This window comes from Rosistilla oblonga, assembly GCF_007751715.1.
GTDB classification, from domain to species: domain Bacteria; phylum Planctomycetota; class Planctomycetia; order Pirellulales; family Pirellulaceae; genus Rosistilla; species Rosistilla oblonga.
This window is the reverse complement of sequence record NZ_CP036292.1, coordinates 4,040,656-4,060,194: the sequence shown is the minus strand read 5'-3', so window position 1 is coordinate 4,060,194 and position 19,539 is coordinate 4,040,656. Positions and strand designations below refer to the sequence as shown.

The 19,539-nt window shown below is 57.8% G+C and carries 14 protein-coding genes; 12 read left to right on the top strand and 2 right to left on the bottom strand.

The annotated features are described in order from the left end of the window. Positions 1–57: 57 nt before the first annotated feature. Complete coding sequence (locus CA51_RS14315; RefSeq protein WP_145121695.1) at positions 58–2,760, top strand: cation-translocating P-type ATPase; 2,703 nt, start codon at positions 58–60, stop codon at positions 2,758–2,760. A 318-nt stretch (positions 2,761–3,078) separates the two neighbouring features. Continuing rightward, the gene (locus tag CA51_RS14310) at positions 3,079–3,543 is read left to right on the top strand and encodes a hypothetical protein (RefSeq protein ID WP_145121693.1); all 465 of its coding nucleotides are present in this window, start codon (positions 3,079–3,081) and stop codon (positions 3,541–3,543) included. A gap of 100 nt (positions 3,544–3,643) precedes the next feature. On the opposite strand, the gene CA51_RS14305 is transcribed toward CA51_RS14310, so the two are convergent. Then, complete coding sequence (locus CA51_RS14305; RefSeq protein ID WP_145121690.1) at positions 3,644–5,326, bottom strand: ABC1 kinase family protein; 1,683 nt, start codon at positions 5,324–5,326, stop codon at positions 3,644–3,646. A 263-nt stretch (positions 5,327–5,589) separates the two neighbouring features. Here CA51_RS14305 and trxC point away from each other — a divergent pair, with 263 nt between their 5' ends. The 10 genes from trxC to CA51_RS14255 all read left to right on the top strand — a co-directional run bounded on the left by trxC (position 5,590) and on the right by CA51_RS14255 (position 17,999). Further along, the gene (gene trxC, locus CA51_RS14300) at positions 5,590–6,006 is read left to right on the top strand and encodes a thioredoxin TrxC (RefSeq protein ID WP_231745695.1); all 417 of its coding nucleotides are present in this window, start codon (positions 5,590–5,592) and stop codon (positions 6,004–6,006) included. A 612-nt stretch (positions 6,007–6,618) separates the two neighbouring features. Continuing rightward, on the top strand, positions 6,619–7,443 hold the full coding sequence (locus CA51_RS14295; RefSeq protein WP_145121686.1) for a sulfite exporter TauE/SafE family protein: 825 nt from the start codon (positions 6,619–6,621) through the stop codon (positions 7,441–7,443). Positions 7,444–7,476: 33 nt separating this feature from the next. Continuing rightward, a complete protein-coding gene (locus CA51_RS14290; RefSeq protein ID WP_145121684.1) occupies positions 7,477–8,901 on the top strand; it encodes an MBL fold metallo-hydrolase in 1,425 nt (474 codons plus the stop codon). Positions 8,902–9,085: 184 nt separating this feature from the next. Continuing rightward, the gene (locus CA51_RS14285; RefSeq protein ID WP_231745694.1) at positions 9,086–10,300 is read left to right on the top strand and encodes a DsrE family protein; all 1,215 of its coding nucleotides are present in this window, start codon (positions 9,086–9,088) and stop codon (positions 10,298–10,300) included. After that, complete coding sequence (locus tag CA51_RS14280) at positions 10,290–10,937, top strand: methyltransferase domain-containing protein (RefSeq protein WP_145121680.1); 648 nt, start codon at positions 10,290–10,292, stop codon at positions 10,935–10,937. The genes CA51_RS14285 and CA51_RS14280 overlap by 11 nt, the downstream gene beginning before the upstream one ends. Next, entirely contained in the window at positions 10,934–11,551 is a 618-nt protein-coding gene (locus CA51_RS14275; protein ID WP_145121679.1) for a c-type heme family protein, read from the top strand. Before CA51_RS14280 ends, CA51_RS14275 begins: the two co-directional genes overlap by 4 nt. Before the next feature lie 305 nt (positions 11,552–11,856). Beyond that, positions 11,857–13,464 (top strand): hypothetical protein, encoded by a 1,608-nt coding sequence (locus tag CA51_RS14270; protein WP_145121677.1) that lies wholly within the window; start codon positions 11,857–11,859, stop codon positions 13,462–13,464. Positions 13,465–13,511: 47 nt separating this feature from the next. Further along, on the top strand, positions 13,512–14,075 hold the full coding sequence (locus CA51_RS14265; RefSeq protein ID WP_145121675.1) for a hypothetical protein: 564 nt from the start codon (positions 13,512–13,514) through the stop codon (positions 14,073–14,075). 471 nt (positions 14,076–14,546) lie between these two features. Continuing rightward, complete coding sequence (locus CA51_RS14260; protein WP_145121673.1) at positions 14,547–15,653, top strand: glycosyltransferase family 4 protein; 1,107 nt, start codon at positions 14,547–14,549, stop codon at positions 15,651–15,653. A 150-nt stretch (positions 15,654–15,803) separates the two neighbouring features. Beyond that, positions 15,804–17,999: an amylo-alpha-1,6-glucosidase gene (locus CA51_RS14255; protein ID WP_145121670.1), complete on the top strand. Its 2,196-nt coding sequence runs from the start codon at positions 15,804–15,806 to the stop codon at positions 17,997–17,999. 36 nt (positions 18,000–18,035) lie between these two features. Here the strand turns inward: CA51_RS14255 and CA51_RS14250 are convergent, their stop codons facing one another. Next, entirely contained in the window at positions 18,036–19,517 is a 1,482-nt protein-coding gene (locus CA51_RS14250; protein WP_145121668.1) for a DUF1501 domain-containing protein, read from the bottom strand. Between the last annotated feature and the right edge of the window lie 22 nt (positions 19,518–19,539).

Here is a 19,539-nt window from a genome sequence, read left to right as displayed (position 1 = left end):
CGATTTGCAAATATTGGCAGCAGAGATCACGGACGACAAACGTAGGCTAAAAGCAAGATGAACAACGATCAAACGATGGCTGCATGGCACAGCCTCGATGCGGACTCTGCGTCGCAATTATTGGATGCGACGCAACGTGGGCTCAGCCGAGCCGAAGCGGAACAGCGACTGGAAAGATACGGCCCTAACCATCTGCCACAGAAGCCACCGACTCCGCTGTGGGCGATCGTGCTGCGTCAGTTCCGCAGTCCGCTGATCTACATCCTCGCGCTCGCGGCGATCGTTTCGGTCGCGATGGGAGACATCAAAGATGCCGCGTTCATCATGGGCGTGCTGGTGCTCAATGCGATCATCGGCTCCTACCAGGAATGGAAGGCGGAACAGAGCAGCCACGCCTTGAAAAAGCTGTTGCAGATTCACGCCACGGTGCAGCGCGATGGCGAAGTGACCGAGATCGATGCCGAAGGTGTCGTCCCCGGCGACGTCGTTTGGCTCGAATCGGGAAACCGGATTCCCGCCGATATCCGTTTGATTTCAGCTCATGGCCTGGAAGCGGATGAATCGTTGTTGACTGGCGAATCGTTGCCGGTGACGAAGGATGCAAATTGGGAGGGTCCCGAAGCGACGCCGATCGCCGATCGCTTGAACATGACCTACGCCGGATCGATCGTGACGCGAGGTCGCGGCAAGGGATTAGTCGTCGCCACCGGCAGTGCGACCAGCGTTGGGCAACTGGCGCTCGACGTGCTGAGCGACACCGGTGGCAGCCCGCCGCTGGTCGAGCGGATGGAGCGGTTCACGCGTGCCATTGCGATCATCATGTTGGTCGCCTCCGCCGCGATCGGAACGATGGGCGTTGTGCTGGGCGGCTATTCGGTGGGCGAGATGTTTACGTTCGCCGTGGCGTTGGCGGTGGCGGCGATTCCCGAAGGCTTGCCCGTCGCGATGACGGTCGCTCTGGCGGTTGCCACGACGCGGATGGCCAAACACGGTTTGATCGTGCGGCGTTTGACAGCCGTTGAAGGACTGGGCAGCTGCACTCTGATTGCGACCGACAAGACCGGAACGTTGACTTGTAATGAGATGACGATTCGCGAAATCCACGCTCCCGACGGAGCGGTCTTTCAGGTGACTGGCGAAGGCTTTATTCCTTCGGGCGAAGTCTTGCAGGACGGCAAGCCGGCGAGCCAAGAGAGCGGCACGACGCTTGTCGAGCTAGCCCGCGCGGGAGTCCTTTGCAACGAAGCGGATCTGCATCCGCACGATGGAACGTGGAACTGGCGGGGCGATGCTGTCGATGTCGCATTTCTCTCGCTGGGGCACAAAGTGGGGTGCGACCGAGAGCGTACGCTCGATGCGCACCCGCAGGTGAACCAGATTCCATTTGAGTCGGAACATCAATTCGCGGCGGTCTACAATCGCGTCGACGACGGCGTGTCGGTCTTCGTCAAAGGTGGACCCGAACGCGTGCTGGAGATGTGCAGCGAAGCGAGCCACGCGAATTTTGACCGTCAGCAGTTGGAGCAAACCGCGACGCACATGGCCGAACAGGGGTACCGAGTGCTTGCGTTGGCCGACGGTCACGTCGAGGAACCGATCACGCCGGAATCGATTCCGGCAAAGCCGACCAATCTGCGTTTTCTTGGCTTCGTCGGCATGATCGATCCACTGCGTCCGGGGGTGAAGGAAGCGGTGAAGGATTGCGCTGACGCAGGCGTCTCGGTTTCGATGATCACCGGCGACCATCGCGTCACCGCGCTGGCGATCGCGCGGCAACTGGGGCTTGCCGAAGACGAGTCGCAGGTTATGACCGGTGACGAACTGTTGGGGAAATCGCAGGAGGAGATTGCTGAGGCGGTTCGCCGCGTGCGCGTCTTTGCTCGCGTCGCCCCACGGCAGAAGCTGGACATTGTCGAAGCGGCTCGCAGTGCTGGGCACTTCGTCGCCGTGACTGGCGACGGCGTCAACGACGCGCCGGCGCTTCGCGCTTCCAATATCGGTGTCGCGATGGGGAAGAGCGGCACCGATGTGGCTCGGGAAGCGGGCGAACTTGTCATCAGCGACGACAACTTTGCCACGATCGTCAGCGGTGTCGAACAGGGCCGCGTCGCCTACGACAATATTCGCAAAGTGATCTACCTGTTGATCTCCACCGGTGCGGCCGAGTTGGTGCTGATGACGTTGGCCATCGCCACCGGCACTCCCTACCTGCCGCTGCTGCCCGTGCAGATCCTGTGGCTGAATCTAGTCACCAATGGGATTCAAGACGTTGCGTTGGCGTTTGAGCCGAACGAAGGGGGCGTGCTGAAACGCAAGCCTCGCTCGCCGTCGGAACGCATCTTCGATCAATTGATGATCGAACGAACGGTCGTCGCGGCGCTAGTCATCGGCGGGATCGGGTTCTTGACGTTCCGATGGTTCCTGCCCGAAGACGCCACCGAGGCGCAAGCGGCTTCGGCTCGCAATGCGTTGTTGCTGCTGTTGGTTCTGTTCGAGAATGTTCACATCGGCAACTGCCGCTCGGAAACCAAGTCGGCGTTCTCGCTATCGCCACTGCGAAGCCCGATCCTGCTGGGCGGAACGCTCGCTGCATTCGGCATCCACTTCATCGCCATGCACACCAGCTTGGGGCAATCGCTGCTCGGCGCCGAACCGCTGCCGCTTCATCAGTGGGGTGTGTTGCTGTTGCTGGCGTTGACCATCCTGCCGATCATGGAGCTGCACAAATGGAGCTGGGCGAAACGTCACCCACAGACTTAGCCCGACCGTGCAACGCGGTGGCATCCATTTGTCACCGCGTTACGAATCAACCTGTCGCATCGGAACGACGATGCGACAGGTTTGTGAGCGCTCAATCATCCGGCTGATTGTCACGCCCCCAAAGTGCTGGTAGCATTCCACCAGAGTGACCGCCGTTCTAGCGGCGTAAGGTATCCGCCTGCATGCGATATCTTGGGGCGGTAGGCTGCGTCTATCGACACGAAGCAAAGTCGTTGCCGTCGTCATCGTTTTGAAATAGCAGTTCCAACGCCGCGATCCGATCGGTGCGGCGATTCTCCGTTGCGCCCGAAGATATTCATGAACTATTCCGTTAAGTGCGAATGCGGAAACTTGCTGATTGTGCGTTCAAGTGACGCGGGTTCTCGAAGGCCGTGCACTTGTGGCAACGAGGTCGCTGTTCCTCCGCTGAGCGTCCTGCGTCAGTCTCCTCACATCGAAGCGGAGACCGACACGCCAGAAAAACAAACCAGTCATCCTCTGCTGGTTTTTGGGATCACGCTTGTTGGCGTCTTCATCGTTGGTTTCCTTTCACCACCTGCGCTGATGCCGCTGGGGTGGCTGATGATCTTTGCGGGTCGGTTCTGGTTTTCCATGCAGATCCTGGCCGAGATGGCGCTTCCCAACGCGCTGCTGGTCTTCTTCGTCCCCTTCATGCCGACCGTTTTTCTGTTCAAGCGATTCGATATCGCCTGGAGGCCATTTTTGTTCGGCGTGTTCGGGATAGTTGTCATGCTGATCGGCGCTGCGGCTTCCGCGCAATAATCGCAGTTCCATCAGGTCGGTGTGCAATCGAGCCAGCAGGACGGCCAGGCCGAAGCGTCTCCGCAATCGGCCCAGTTGCTTGGCGGTGTCCGCTGGGATGTTATTCGTCGCTTGAATAACGTGACGATCGACGGACGTCGCGCCAGATCCCGGTCCCCATCGCAATCGCGATCGCACAGCCGAAAAATCCTGGGATCGAAAAGCCACGAATCGTGGGCGGAACCTCGCTGCTGCACATCGACGCAGATCCGACAAACAACGCGGCGGTCAGGAGCCCCATCACCAGCCGGTTGACGATCGGTTCCAAGCGGCGATGTTGCAGATGGACGTCGAACTTGCCACGCTTGAAGTTGTCGAGTATTTCCGCAGCATCTCGAGGAAGCATTTCGACAAGGTTTTGCCAGTCCTCGGCGTTGGACTTCAGTCGCCCATAAAGGTTCTTGGCGGAGAAGCGGTTTAGCATCGCCTGCCGGCCGTAGGGCTTGATGATCTCGGCGAGGCTGAAATCGGGGCTCAGCTGTTGCGACGTTCCTTCGAGCATTATCAGTACCTTCAACAGCATCGCAACCTTGGCGGGCAAGTAGATTCGATGCTCTCGAATGATCTCGACGATTTCGTGCAGGCAGCCGCTGAGGTCGAATTCGTTGAGCGATTGATGGGCGTAGTTGTCGATCAATTCCTGGATCGCACCATGCAGCGCCGCTTCGTCGAAATCTCGCGGGACTTCACCGATCCGGGCGACGACTTTCGTCATCTTGGCAGAGTCCTGACCGACGGCGGCGATCAGTGCGGTTTCCAGTTGGTCCCGCAAGGTCTCGTCGATTCTTCCGACCATACCGCAATCGAGGACCGCCAATGCACCGTCGGCGTTTTGCTCGGATGCCGCCAGGATGATCATGTTGCCGGGGTGGGGATCAGCGTGGTAGAACCCGTCGCGAAAGATCATCTCGACAAACAGGTTCGCCCCTTGGCGAGCGATCTTCGGAAGGTCGAGCCCCGATTGTTCTAGCAGCTTCTTGTCGGAGACGCTGATCCCGTCGAAGCGTTCCATGGTCAGCACCCGCCGCGAACTCAGTTCGGGATACGGTTTTGCAAACCGCACCTCCGCATTGTCTGCAAAATTTCTGCGAAACGTTTCCATGTTCCGCATCTCGCGACCGAAGTCGAGTTCCTGCAGAAGCGTCTTCTGGAACTCACGCGTCGTTTGGACAGGGCGATATTGACGCAGTCGCACCGATTGTTGCTCGCCCAGTTCGGCAAGTTTGAGCATGATCTCTAGGTCGTTGACGATCCGGCGTTCGATCCCCGGATGCTGTACCTTCACGACGACCGGTTCGCCGGCATGCGTTATCGCGCAATGAACCTGGCCGATCGAAGCCGATGCTAGCGCGGTCGTTTCAAATTCGGCAAACAGTTCCTCGACGCTGCCGCCGAGTTCCGATTGAATCGCCTCGATCACCGCCGCCGGATCGTCAGCCGGTGTGTTCTCACGCAGCTGCGCCAGCTCATCGGCAAGCGTCTGGCCGACCAGATCGGGCCGGGTACTCAGCACTTGCCCAAGCTTGATATAAGTGGTCCCCAGCTCGGTCAACGCCAAGCGGATTCGCTCTTCGGTCGTCAGGTCCGCATCGTTTTCGACCGGAGCGTTGCGACGCAATCGATCGAGCCAAGGGAGCGGAACGCTGGAGAGCCAATCGGCCAGTCCATGTTTGGCCAAAACCGCAACGACTTCGCGGAACCGGTCCGCATTGCGAACCAATTGAGGGACGTCGGTAATATCCATGTCTTAAGTGCTTTCCGTCGGGTAGGGCTTCGATGTCTTTGTCTGGGGAGCGACAGTTTAGCAGAACGAACGCTAGGAATTAGAAGCCTAACTCGCGTCTGCCAGGCTGAATCCGTGTTTTAATGGGAGGTACCAGCCGGCAGGCGATCGCGTCCGGTTCAATAGGTATCCGCGACCTAACACTAACGGCCGGTTTGCAGCAACATAATATCGGAATGCCGGATCATTCCTTCAACTCGATTGGTTCAACAGGAATTGATACTGTGAATTTTGTATGTTCCGCATGTGCGTCGGTGAACCGAGTGCCCGATTCAAAGTTGTCCGACGGTCCCAGCTGTGGTCGGTGCAAACAGCCGCTGCTGCCATCGCATCCGATCGATCTGACCGAAAGCTCGTTCGCGAAGTTCATCGCCAAAACCGAGCTGCCAGTCCTCGTCGACTTCTGGGCCCCTTGGTGTGGTCCCTGCCGGATGATGGCGCCGGCCTTCGCGGAAGCCGCCGCGCAGCTTTCCCCGAAAGTCCTGCTTGCCAAGCTGAACACCGAACAGGCGCCGTCGACCGCAGGCCAGTTCGATATTACCGGAATCCCCACGATGATCTTGTTCAAAGCAGGCGTTCCCGTAGCGCGGCAATCGGGAGCGATGAACGTGCAACAAATTGTCCAGTTCGCAAACCGCTAACACCTCTCGGAGGACGGCGTTCCATCGGAGGCTGACATATCCGGTGGCAACGCATTGAACCCAGTTTGCCATCGCGACGTTGGCTATCTCCATGCCCTCTTCGCAGACGGTAGGGTGGCGAAAAGATAGCAGGAAATCAGAACAATAACTGCATTGACATGTCGTGACGTAGCGATATGATGAGTATATCTGCTAAAGAGCTCTGATGGCTACGCAAACGATCTCAAAAGAGGCGATGCGACCAGACGAGGCTCGACCCGCAACGCGAGTTGCTAACGCGAACCGCAGCGTTTGATTCGCGTTTTTTCCCACGAAGTATCCGGAGTCCTGAACTTAACACTCGATATATCGCCGAATCGTGACCTTACGCGTTGCCGCGTTTAAGCAGCGGTAATCGTGTTTCCTTTTCAACGCAAAGAGTCTCGCCATGAGCAAACTATGTGATCCTCGTGAACGCCGACGAAAGCGACAGCAGTTCCATAACGGTTCTCGCTTGGTGGGAGCTCACTGCAGCCACGCGACTTGCGTCGATCGGGTCTGTCGCGGTGCCAGTTGTTTCCTGGCTTCGGTGTTGATTTGGGCGAGCGACGCGTCACGACAAGGAGCGCGATCATGTTGGGCCTAGCGGTTTTGTTTGGCGTCGTCGTTGGATTCGCTTTGGGACTGACCGGTGGAGGCGGTGGTGTCTTCGCCGTGCCGCTGCTGGTCTACGGCCTCTCCTTCAGTCCTCGCGAAGCGGTTGGCATTTCGCTGGCCGCCGTGGGCGGAACCGCTTTGTTTGGTGCCATTCCGCGATTGGTTCGCGGAGAAGTCGAACTGCGAACGGGGCTGCTGTTTGCTGTCGCCGGGATGCTGGGGGCTCCAATCGGATCCTATCTATCGACGCTGGTTCCCGCCAACGTGTTACTTGTGATGTTCGCTTTGCTGATGTTTGTCGTCGCTCAACGGATGTGGTCGAAGGCTTGCAATCCCACGCTTCCGAGCGGCGTTTGCACGACGGAAGACGAGCCGGGACCCGATCGCAGCGCATGCCAGCGCGATGCCGACGGGAAGCTGCGTTTGACGTCGCGCTGCGCACGCCTATTGGTCGCAGTCGGTCTGATGACCGGTGTGCTGTCGGGGATGTTTGGCGTCGGCGGCGGATTTGTGATCGTCCCGGCACTGGTGATCTTCAGCGGGATGGCGATCCATCAAGCCGTTGGGACTTCGTTGTTTGTGATCGTGTTGGTCAGCATCAGCGGAGTCGCGTCGCACATTGTCGGTGGAAACGAACTGTCGCTGACAACGACGTTGCAATTCATGGCGGGCGGATTTGTGGGGATGTGGATCGGCGGCATCGTTGCGAAACGACTGAAGGGGCCGACGCTGCAAAAGACGTTTTCGATCGCGGTCGTATTGGTCGCGGTCTTTGTGATTTTCAAATCGGTGGTGTTGTAAAGAACTCGGTTTCTAGCAAGGGAGAACCCAATCATGTTGCTCAAATATTTCTACGACGAAAAACTTGCACACGCTTCTTATCTGGTCGGTTGCCAACGCGATAAAGTCGCCGTTGTCGTCGATCCAGGCCGCGACATCGAGCCGTACCTCGCGATGGCAGCGAAAGAGGGGCTGAAGCTGATCGGAGTGGCCGAGACACACATCCACGCCGATTACGTTTCAGGGGCCCGCGAGTTGGCCGATCGCGTCGACGCGACGCTCTACGTTAGCGACGAAGGCCCCGCCGATTGGAAGTATCTGTTCCTCGACGGTTACAAAAGTGTCCTGTTGCACGATGGCGACCATTTCATGGTGGGGAACATCCGTTTGGATGTGTTGCATACGCCGGGGCACACGCCCGAGAGCATCTCATTTATGTTGACCGACGAAGGAGGTGGCGCGAACAAGCCGATGGGCATCTTCACCGGCGACTTTGTTTTTGTCGGATCGATCGGACGCCCCGACCTATTAGAAGAAGCGGCGGGACTGACGGGAACCGCGGAACCGGGAGCACGCGATCTGTATAAGTCGGCGGAGCGTTTCAAAGCGCTTCCCGACTATCTGCAGGTTTGGCCAGCCCACGGTGCCGGAAGCGCTTGTGGCAAGGGATTGGGAGCGATCCCGTCGTCGACTGTCGGCTATGAAAAGCTGTTCAATCCGGCGCTACAGTTCGACGACGAAGAGGCTTTCGTCCGCTACATTTTGGCCGACCAACCCGAAGCGCCAAAGTACTTTGCGGTGATGAAGCGGGTGAACAAAGAAGGTCCACGCGTTCTCGGCGCGGGACATCATCACAACATGCTGCCGATCGCGGGACTCGCCGACGCGGTCCAGGCGGGTAACGTTGTCGATTTGTCTGCAGCTTCCGAATTCGGCAAGGCGCACTATCCAGGAACGATCAATATCCCGGTGGGGATGCTGGCGGCATGGGCCGGATGGTTAGTCGACTACGACAAACCGACCTGCCTGATCTGCGAACCACAACAGTTGGAAGAAGCTGCACGCGTCTTGCATAAGATCGGCGTCGAAGAAATCCTCGGCGCGTTCGATACCAACGAAGTCCGGTCGCAGGGTTTGGCGAGCGAATCGTATCCGGCATGCAGTCCCGCCGACCTGGCCGCAAAGATCGAAGCGGGCGATGTGAAGCTGATCGATGTTCGGTCCGACGAGGAATGGAACGAAGGCCATATCGCCGCGGCGAAACATCGCTTCCTCGGTCGCCTGCCCGTCACGCTTGCAGGGCTGCCCCGCGACCAGAAACTGGTCGTGCAATGCCGCAGCGGAGCCCGCTCGGCGATCGGTGTCAGCGTTCTGCAAGCTGCTGGTTTTCAGAACGTGGTCAATCTCACCGGCGGCTATACTGCCTGGAAAGCAGAGGGACTGCCGAGCGTAAAACCGCAGCCCGCGCTGAGCAGCTGAACGCTGAGGAACGCAGCTCGCGATTGAGTTGTGTCCTGTTATCAAAGTCGTCGATCCTCGTCGACGACATTTGCCAGGCAAACTAACGGAAAGACCATCCATGGAAACAATAGTTCAACGAACTTCGCTGGTCGGCCGTTTGAACGATACGCACACCTCCCAACTCTCCCCACGGAACCATCTGATGAAACGCAGTATCCCATTTTTGTCGATCTCAATCCTTGGCCTACTGGCCATCGCCACCGCTTCGGCACAGCACCAGTCAGGCGAACGACGTGGATTGGGATTTGGTGGCGGCCGCGGAGCAGGATTGGGGCATGGCAAAGGGATGCGGCGCCATCTGATAGCTGAAGAAAAAACAGCCGAGTCTCGCCAGCTGGTTTATCCTGTGATTGCGAATCATGGCGGAGTCGTTCACTTGCCCGACGCTGCTCAGCAGCCGCGTGCTGGCACGAAGCTGGTTGTCGATCTAACAAGCGGTGGCGATCCCGAGCAATTGAACGCGGGAGTCGAGAAGCTTGCGAGGTATTTGAATATCTACGCCGGTGCCGGAGCGAAACCAGCCGCTGCCAAGATCGCAGTCGTCTTTCACGGTGGCGCAACGCTGGCGGTGTTGAATGAAGACGCTTACACAGCAAAGTTCAAAACGGCCAGCAATCCCAACCTGAAGCTGTTGCGGCGACTGCATAATGCTGGCGTCGAACTCTACGTCTGTGGGCAGGCATTAAATGGCAAGGGAGCGGCGCCCGACGAAGTCGTCGACTTCATCGACGTCGCGGTTTCTGCGCTGACTGCGATTGTGAATCTACAGTCCGATGGCTACGCCTACATTCCGCTCGCAGGCGCCGCGCCGAAAGCTTCACCTAAACTCGATCCTGCGTCAGCGAACGAATCAGCTAACGCGAAGCAAGCCGGCCCTGTGGGGCACGGGCATGGTCATGGCAACGGCGGCAAACATGGAGGCGGCGGAATGCAGGGCGACATGAAAACCTTGCACGCCATGTTCGATGAACGCAGTAAAATAAAACGCACGGTCACCAATCTGCCCGATGGAGCGGAGGCGGTTACTGAATCGGATGACGAAGCTGTGACGTTGATGATTCAAAACCACGTCGCTGCGATGGAGGAGCGAGTGCTGGGGAACAAGCCGCTGCCGCCGATGACCTTTCACCCAGTCTTTGTCGCACTGCTCAAACACGCCGACGACTATACGTTCACGTACACGCCCACCGAAAAAGGGATCAGGGTGAAATACCAATCGGACGATCCGTACGTCGTGATGTTGGTGCAGGAGCACGCCAAGCTGATCAGCCGCTTTATCAAAAACGGAATGGCGGAAGTTCACGCCCCTTACACCCTGCCAACATCTGCCCAGGAGCCGAACGTCGATGGACGCTAACAGCATCTCGCGGCCGGCATGCAAGGTCTGCTGCCGCGACCAAACTCGGCTATCGAGCACCGATTGGCAGGCCCGTTACGACGCTGGCAAAACCGGCTGGGATCGGGGCGAGCCCAATCCAATGCTCGGGCGATGGATGGCGTCGGGAGAGTTGCAACCTGGAAAAATCCTTGTCCCCGGTTGTGGTCGCGGTCATGAAGTGATCGCATTGGCGGAAGCTGGTTTCGAAGTGACCGCGATCGATTTCGCCGACGCGGCGGTACAATCGTTGAGCGATGAACTGAAACGTCGCGATTTGAAGGCGAATGTTGTGCAGAAGGACGTCTTTGCGTATTGCCCTTCGCGAAGCTTCGATGCCGTTTACGAGCAGACAAGTTTATGCGCGATCCACCCGAGCCAATGGGCTACGTACCAACAACTGCTTGCCTGCTGGCTGCGATCCGGCGGGCAGTTGTTTGCGTTGTTCATGCAGAGTGGCACTGCTGGCGGTCCACCCTATTCATGTGAACTCGATACGATGCATGAACTGTTTGCCAAGCCGACGTGGCATTGGTCCGATTCAAAAACACGCGTCGAGCATCCGACGGGGATGCACGAAATCGCGTGTGTGCTTGCTCGAAAGGAAACCAACACATGAATCTTCGTTGTAGAAAACCGATCGCGGCGGGATTGTTTGGGATGGTGATGATGCTGGCCGTCGGATGTTCGTCCAACAACAACGCTGCAACGGAAGGGAACGGTGATGAACAAGTGGCGGCAGCGATCGTGGCTGGTCAGATACCCAACGACGCTGCGAAAGAAAAAATGTTGGCGGCCAAAGAGGCTTTGTTCACAACATTATCGGGTCGTTTGATGGAGGCGATCAATCGTCAGGGGCCTGCAGCGGCGATCGCTGTTTGCCAAAAGGAAGCACCAAAGATTGCGGAGCGAGTTGGACAGGAGCAAGGTCTGCGAATCGGCCGCACGGGCGTTCGGTTGCGGAACACGAACAACGTAGCGCCCAGCTGGGCAGAAGATTTGGTCCGAGACAAAATCGACACGCCGACGTTTGTTGTGCTGGACAACGGACACTCCGCCGCGCTGCTCCCGATCAAATTGCAGGGCAAGTGCTTGATGTGTCACGGGCCTCAAGATCAGATCGCCCCTGCGATCCAAGAACAACTAACCAAGCTTTACCCACACGATCGAGCGACCGGGTTCAACGAAGGAGATCTGCGCGGCTGGTTTTGGATCGATCTCCCCAACAGCTAACCGACGCGATGCGATGAGGCTTGTTAATAAGGTCCTTGGTTGGGAGCGGTTGCTTTGCTTAGTTCTGGAAACGCCTGCGACCAACGTGATTTTCTAATGCGAACCTGCTCGGTATTTATCTGTTTGCTGCGCTGGTGAACGCCCTGAATTGTTCGACTTGCATTGCAATCTCTGGGAAAGCCACAAGCCGCCCGGTCCGCTACAGCAGCGTGTTAGTGTCATACCCTCCGATAAAGTGATTGTTTGCCGTTTGCCGCCGTGCTATAGATAGGCTTTGCTTTGTTGCTTAACGAAGGAGGTGGCTGATGACGCAGGTAGAAGAAGTTGCGACAGTGGTTATTCTCGAACCGTCGCGTTCTTGGGCGGCGGTCGATTTGGACTCGGACACTGTGATGACGTTGATCGCGTTGATTTCGGATGATCCATCGAGCTGGGAGGAAGCGCTCAGTCTGTGGCCTCGCTATCGCACGCCGGCTGTTTGTGAATTTGCCACCGCCCTTCCGCTCCGCGAAACCGATCGAGCCGAAGCGATTGAAAGTTTGGGCACATGTGATGCTTGGGTGGTGATCGATTTTTCGAGCAAGCGGGTCTTGATCGGCGGTGAGTTCGCTGCGGTGACACGCGATGTTGCCTTTGCGATGGCTGTCGACGAAGCGGGCAAACAACATGCTCCGCTAAGTATTCATCTTCCCCCGTGGTGGGAACTGCATGAGGGTCTCGCTTTGGACGCGGTGGATCAGCCGCGGACGTCGCCGATCGATAGGCCGCGCGTCGACCGCGAGGTGCTTTACGGCGATCCATTTCTTAGCGATGTTGCGGATCGCGTGTTGGAAGTGGTTGTTGGGGATGCTTGGCGGCAGAGCGATGCTCGCATCAACGAACCCGCACGTTATCAATTCACAGTCGCTGTTCACCGCGATTGGTTGATGACACCACGCGAGGACTTGGACGGTCGCATGCCGCGGTCGCTGTTGCATGGCGCGTTGCAGTGGAGCGATCGCGTGACGTCCAGCCAACAGTTGCGGTTTGAAGATGGCGGTTCGATGATCGCGCTGCCCGACGACTGGACCGACTACGCCACCGCTCCGATGGGCAGCCAGGAGATGTGCCTCTATTTCGACTACTGTCGCGAAATCATCGACGCTGCCTGGCTGTGGTGTTTGGGCGAGGCGGGGGACCGAACCTGCCCGGTCGACGCAAATGCGGCGGCGGAGCTGACGGAATTCTTGCGGGGCGTAAAAAACGATTGGTTGTGCAGTTCGTTTGAGGAAGGTCCCGCCCCAAGTTTCATCATCGAATGCAGTCGGCGGCGGGTACCGCGAGGAATTGGGATCGCTATCGAAGGGATCGACACGGTTCAAGCCGATGCGCATGTTGGAGACTGCGATTGTCCAATTTGTCAGATGATGGCCGACGGATTGTTTGGCGTGGGCTTCGAGAGCATCGACGGGCATCACTTGGAGTTGGACGAAGAGTTTGCATTTTCGATGCGCGATACGCGCGACGAGTGGGAAGAGCAACAGCGGGAGTTTGGGGAGTATTCAAACGAGTGGGAGATGGAGCCGGAAGAGTCGCATGAGTTCAGGGAGTTCGAGTCGGCTTGGTCGGGGATTCGCGACGAGGGCCCGCTGCCCGGCGACCCTAGCGGACATTTGAAGCTTGCATTTATGGTCGCCGAGATCGTCTCAGAACTCGAATTCTCGCAAGCGCCTCGCGACCAGATCCAGGGACTCAACGAGGCCTTTGCTGCGTTTCGGCGGAGCGATAACGGGCGACGCGAAGCGGCGGGGCGAGCGTTCAAATCAAATTTGCAATCGCTTGCGGATCGTTATCCCGAACTCGTCTCGCAATCTGCTGATTTGCAAAGCCGAATCGATGAATCGCTGCGCAGTCCGACGCCACATGGCGAATAACGAACGCGGGCGAGTGACCACATTAACCTCTTTGAACGAGTGACATTATGGCATGGCGACCATCCGACTGGGTTCTCGAAGGTGAGTTGGACAACCGGACTCTCGATTGGACTGTCGGTTGGATTCGGCTGCGCGACCGCGAGGAGCCGCTGCAACTGAAACTACTGGGTAACTGCCATCCCGATCTCGCCGGGTGGAAGTTCCAAATCGTGCGAACCGACCCGATTCCCGACTGGGTTGGCGAGCCGAATTACGACGGGATCGCGACCGATCAATCGGGCACGATCGGCGACGTCACCGCCGATCAAGTGCTGCGACATTATGAGTGCAGTAGCAAGGAATTTGTTCGGCGATCCTACGCCGGTGAAACGCCGCCGACAACGTTGCGCAAGTCGTTGTATTTGGAGTGGTACAGCAATCTCAACGGCCGCGTCGTGATACAGGACACACGGCTTGGGGTGAAGCGAATTGGGGAGCGTGGTTTCGAATTGCCGCAGCAGCAATGGCGCGACCAAGCGAAACAGAACCGGGAGGAGATCTATTTTTTCTTAGGCCAGGTGGGTGACGCGATTGGCAATCACGGTCCCGGCAGTGGGCTCGACGCAGACTAAATCGCAGCGGCTGCAATAACGGCTAAGGCGTTCCTGCGTCGGGGAAAAGGATGGCCGATGCGCAGGCGTGGCTGGCTGTTGACCAGCTTGCGGATAGACGTTCCGCAGCGAGATGGCTTCGGCAAACACCGGCGATAATCGACGAATGTTAGAGTTCTTGACAGCGGCGTCGATTGGATTTCATATAATAGGGCTACACACCGCATACGAGAACGGCTTGCCGATCTCGCGACGCCAGCAAGGATGCAGATCAAGTTTGGCAGTGTGGTTTTCTTAGACCCGCGTGCCAGCTTGGCAACATCTTTGGGCGTTGCGTTGCTTTGGTACGAACGTTGCAATATGCGGTGGCGATCTAATTTTCGGTTGTTTAACGACGAGCCGAATGCGGCGGTGATCGTTTATCGGTCGCTCGACCCTTGACTGCTGGTCGTTAAACGAGCTTTCCAAGGACGTTGTTAAGGAAACCAACCAATGAGAATTGCGCAGGTCGCTCCACTGATTGAAACCGTGCCACCGAAGACTTATGGCGGCACCGAGAGGGTCGTCCATTACTTGACCGAAGAACTCGTTCGGCAAGGGCACGACGTGACACTTTTCGCGAGCGGTGATTCGCGAACCGAGGCCGATCATGTTGCCGTCGTCAAAGAATCACTGCGTTGTAGCCGAGAGACTCGCGACCCCGTCGTTTGGCACCAACGCCAACTGATGGAGGTGCTGCGGATGGCTGACAAGTTCGACATCATTCACTTTCACACCGACTTCAGCCACTTCAGTGCGATGCGGTATTTGAACACGCCTCACGTCACGACATTGCACGGGCGGTTGGATCTCCCCGATTTCCAAACCGTCTTCGATGAATTCCCCGACATGCCAGTCGTTTCGATCAGCGATTCCCAGCGGCGGCCGATCCCGCACGCAAACTGGGTCGGCACCGTCTACAACGGAACGCCCGGCGAGAACTACATGTTTCAGCCGACACCCGACCCGGTCGAATACTTCGCCTTCCTGGGACGCTTCTCCCCCGAAAAAGGGCCGGAGCGTGCTATCGAAATCGCTAAGCGATTGGGCGTTAAGTTGAAGATGGCGGCGAAGATCGACAGAGTCGATGAGCAGTATTTTGCCGAGCGAATCCAGCCGCATTTGAGCGATCCCTTGATCGAATACATCGGCGAGGTCGATGAAGAAGGCAAAAACGAACTGCTGGGTGGTGCCAAAGCGTTGCTGTTCCCCATCGATTGGCCCGAGCCGTTTGGGTTGGTGATGACTGAGGCGATGGCCTGCGGAACTCCCGTGGTTGCATTCCGCAACGGTAGCGTCGATGAAGTGATGAAGCCGGGAGTGACCGGCTACATCGTCGAAAGCATCGACGAAGCAGTCGCCGCGGCTGAAAACATCGACAAGATCAGTCGCCGTGGCTGTCGACTGTACTTCCAGGATCGCTTCGATGTCGAACCGATGACGCATGGCTATGTGCAGGTGTATGAAAAGTTGATCGCTCCGCAACCTACGATCCGAATCCCGTCGCGACGGGCGATCGCCAAGTCGAACGATCAACCGCTGACGATGGAAACTGCGTAGCGATTGCGTTCGCGTATAAACGATTGGGAGCGACAGAATGAGAGGAGGGGGACCAAGCGGACGAACCCTGTGCCCCTCCTCCTCTTCAAATCACTGTCGCTCGCTGCGTTTGCTTCACAGGTTCTAACAACACAGCAAAGCCAGTTCACTATGAGCACGACACCTCCTGCGAAAGTCGAAACGGGGACTACCGATTGGGACGTGCAAGCCCAAACCAATCGGGCGCCCGCAGATATCCAAGTCCTCAAGCAAGGGGACACCTTTGCGATCTTCGACCGATTGGGCGAAGTCGGTACGGCGGGAGAATCCGAACAGGGGCTGTACCATCTCGGCACGCGGTTCCTCTCCAATTGGGAACTGTTGATCAATCAAAAACGGCCGCTGCTGCTGAACTCCACGATGAAAGAGGACAACAGTTCGCTGGTCGTTCAGATGACGACGCCCGAACTGCCACAATCCGGACACGTGTTGCCGCAAGGGACGCTGCACGTATTCCGCAGCATGTTGCTCGATAGCGGTGGGTTCTATGAACACCTGCAGCTGAAGAACTATTCTCGCTGTCCGATTGAATTGAGTATCGAGTATCGATTCGATGCCGATTTTCGCGATATCTTCGAAGTCCGTGGCGAGCGTCGAGCGAAACGTGGCGATTTGCTCGAACCCGAAATCAATGGTTCGACGGTCAAGCTGGCGTACCGCGGGCTGGACGAACAGCAACGGCAGGTGAGCCTGGCGTTTGAAGGGCAGATCGAGTCGATTCAACGGCGACGCTGCGTCATGCACGTCCGACTCGATGGTGGCGGCGAAACGACTCTGCACGCGATGGCCGAGTGCCGAACCGAGAAGCCGGGGCATGTGAAGAAACCGGAAACACCGCCTCGCAATCACGCCGAAGCCGTCGAGGGGTGGACGACGCGGATCCGCGAGACCGAGTCGGAACGGACCGAGATCTTTACATCAAACGAGGAGTTCAACGGTTGGCTCAATCGCAGCAACGCCGATCTCGACATGTTGATCTCCGACACGATTTACGGAAGGTATCCGTATGCGGGAGTGCCTTGGTTTGCCACACCGTTTGGCCGCGACGGAATCATCACAGCGATAGAGACGCTGTGGGTACGGCCCAAGCTATCGCGCGGCGTGTTGAGTTTTCTCGCGGCGACGCAGGCGACGGAGGTCGATCCGAATGTCGAAGCCGAACCGGGGAAGATCATCCACGAGATGCGGGATGGTGAGATGGCGACGTTGGGCGAAGTCCCGTTCAAACGCTATTACGGAACCGTCGATGCGACGCCGTTGTTTGTCGTGCTCGCCGGACAGTACTTTCGCCGCACCGGCGACCGCGAATTTATCGAGTTCATCTGGCACAACATCCGCCGGGCGATCAACTGGATCGATGAATATGGCGATCTCGATGGGGACGGTTTCGTCGAATACCAATCGCACAACGACCGAGGGCTCACGCACCAATGTTGGAAGGATAGCAACGATTCCATCTTTCACAGCGATGGCCGCGATGCAAGGGGAGCGATCGCGGTCAGCGAGGTGCAAGGTTATGTCTACGAGGCGAAGCTGTTGGCGGCGGAGCTGGCCGAGGTGATGGACGACCACAGCTGGGCGGCGGAACTGCGAAAACAAGCCGCCGAATTGAAGGTCAAATTCCACGATGCCTTCTGGGTTAACTCGCTTGGTACCTACGCGATCGCTTTGGACGGCGACAAGAAGCCGTGTGAGGTGCGGAACAGCAACGCGGGGCATCTGTTGTACAGCGGCATCGTCGACGAAACGCATGCCGAATCGGTCGCCGCGACATTGATCGATCCGCGGACTTTTAATGGTTGGGGAATTCGGACGATCAGCGACGGCGAAGCCCGTTTCAATCCGATGTCGTACCACAACGGTTCGATTTGGCCACACGATACGGCGATCTGCGCCGCGGGGTTGGCTCGCTATGGCTTTCGCGACGCGTGCGCTCGCGTCACCGCGGGCCTCTTTGATGCCTCGTTGTTCAACGACCTGCATCGCTTGCCCGAACTGTTCTGCGGATTCGATCGGATGCCTGGCCATGCACCGACGTTGTATCCCGTCGCCTGTTCACCGCAAGCCTGGGCAACCGGCGCGGTCTTTCTGTTGCTGCAAAGCATCCTTGGGCTGGAGTTCTCGCCGACGAAGCCACAGATCCGGTTCGAAAACCCTCGCCTACCCGACTTCCTTAATTGGGTTCGGATCCAAAACCTTCGCGTCGGCGACGGCGTGGTCGACCTGGCGTTTCATCGGCACCCTCGCGATGTCGGTATGAATGTCGAACGCAAGGAAGGCGATGTGCAGATCGTTGTGATCGGATGAATTGAAGAGAAGTGTTTCCCGCCGAGCGATGGCGCGTTAACTGACCAGCCCATCGACGACGTGTGCCTCTTCGACTCCCGTCAGTCGCTGGCTGAGCCCTCGGAACTTGAAGGTGAATCGGCTGTGATCGATCCCCAACAGATGCAGGATTGTGGCGTTGAGGTCTCGGATGTGGACCGGATTCTCGACGATGTTGTAGGCGAATTCATCGGTTGTGCCGTAGTCGAAGCCCGCTTTGACACCGCCCCCGGCCATCCAGGTCGTGAAGCAGCGACCGTGATGATCGCGTCCGGAACTTGGATTTCCTAACTCGCCTTGGCTGTAAACCGTTCGGCCAAATTCGCCTCCCCAAACGACCAGCGTGTCTTTGAGCATGCCCAGGCGTTTGAGATCTTTGACCAGCGCCGCCGACGCTTGGTCGACGTCTTTGCACTGTCGTGGCAGTTGATGTTCCAACGAAACGTGTTGATCCCAACCGCGATGGAACAGTTGGATAAATCGGACGCCGCGTTCGGCCATTCGGCGAGCCAACAAACAATTGGCGGCAAAGGTTCCCGGGCGACGCGAATCTTCGCCATACAGTTCAAACGTCGACTCGGGTTCATCCGAGACATCGGTCAGATCGGGAACCGAGGTTTGCATCCGGTAAGCCATCTCGTAGGCTTCGATCCGAGCCAACGTCTCGGGATCTCCGCTGGAATCCCAGTGCATCTGGTTCAATTGGCCCAGCGTATCCAATAGGTTGCGGCGAGAATCGCGGCTGACGCCCGCCGGGTTTTGCAGATACAGCACCGGGTTGGCTCCCGGACGCAGCATTACGCCCTGATGACTCGATGGCAGATAACCGCTCCCCCACAGTCGCGAAAACAGCGGTTGCCCGGGATTCTTGCCGGTCCCCTGACTCAACAGCACCATGTACGCCGGAAAGTCTTCGTTTTCGCTGCCCAAGCCGTAGCTGAGCCACGATCCCATCGACGCGTGCCCGATCTGCTGCGAACCGGTATTGATATAAGTCACCGCCGGATCGTGATTGATCGCTTCGGTCCACATCGAACGAACGATGCTGATCTCGTCGGCGATCGTTTGCGTATGCGGCAGCGGGTTACCGATCCAGGTGCCATGTTCGCCGCAGCGCTTGCCGCCCCACAGCGGCTTGACGACCGGAAAACTCTTCTGCCACGACGTCATCCCCGTCAGCCGTTGGTCGCCGCGAATCGAATCGGGAAGATCGGTCCCGTGCAGCTTATCCAACGACTCTTTGTGGTCGAACAGATCGATATGGCTGGGGCCGCCCGATTGAAACAGATAGATCACTCGTTTCGCTTTGGGAGCAAAATGTGGCAGCCCGGGCAAACCGGGGCTGACGTCGGTCTCCGCAGCCGCCGCTGGTGATTCGTTCGCCAACAACTGGTTCAACGCCATCGCGCCGATCCCCGTCACCGATCCGCCCAGCAACGCGCGACGCGTCGTCAATTGCGACTGCTTCAAACCGATTTCGTTCTGCAGTGAATCTGTCATGAATCTGTGTCTGTGGAGAGAG

Bases quoted from the DNA above. Each gene is read 5' to 3' on its own strand.
- CA51_RS14315 (WP_145121695.1), top strand. From the start codon at position 58: ATGAACAACGATCAAACGATGGCTGCATGGCACAGCCTCGATGCGGAC.
- CA51_RS14310 (WP_145121693.1), top strand. From the start codon at position 3,079: ATGAACTATTCCGTTAAGTGCGAATGCGGAAACTTGCTGATTGTGCGT.
- CA51_RS14305 (WP_145121690.1), bottom strand. From the start codon at position 5,326: ATGGATATTACCGACGTCCCTCAATTGGTTCGCAATGCGGACCGGTTC.
- CA51_RS14295 (WP_145121686.1), top strand. From the start codon at position 6,619: ATGTTGGGCCTAGCGGTTTTGTTTGGCGTCGTCGTTGGATTCGCTTTG.
- CA51_RS14290 (WP_145121684.1), top strand. From the start codon at position 7,477: ATGTTGCTCAAATATTTCTACGACGAAAAACTTGCACACGCTTCTTAT.
- CA51_RS14285 (WP_231745694.1), top strand. From the start codon at position 9,086: ATGAAACGCAGTATCCCATTTTTGTCGATCTCAATCCTTGGCCTACTG.
- CA51_RS14280 (WP_145121680.1), top strand. From the start codon at position 10,290: ATGGACGCTAACAGCATCTCGCGGCCGGCATGCAAGGTCTGCTGCCGC.
- CA51_RS14275 (WP_145121679.1), top strand. From the start codon at position 10,934: ATGAATCTTCGTTGTAGAAAACCGATCGCGGCGGGATTGTTTGGGATG.
- CA51_RS14270 (WP_145121677.1), top strand. From the start codon at position 11,857: ATGACGCAGGTAGAAGAAGTTGCGACAGTGGTTATTCTCGAACCGTCG.
- CA51_RS14265 (WP_145121675.1), top strand. From the start codon at position 13,512: ATGGCATGGCGACCATCCGACTGGGTTCTCGAAGGTGAGTTGGACAAC.
- CA51_RS14260 (WP_145121673.1), top strand. From the start codon at position 14,547: ATGAGAATTGCGCAGGTCGCTCCACTGATTGAAACCGTGCCACCGAAG.
- CA51_RS14255 (WP_145121670.1), top strand. From the start codon at position 15,804: ATGAGCACGACACCTCCTGCGAAAGTCGAAACGGGGACTACCGATTGG.
- CA51_RS14250 (WP_145121668.1), bottom strand. From the start codon at position 19,517: ATGACAGATTCACTGCAGAACGAAATCGGTTTGAAGCAGTCGCAATTG.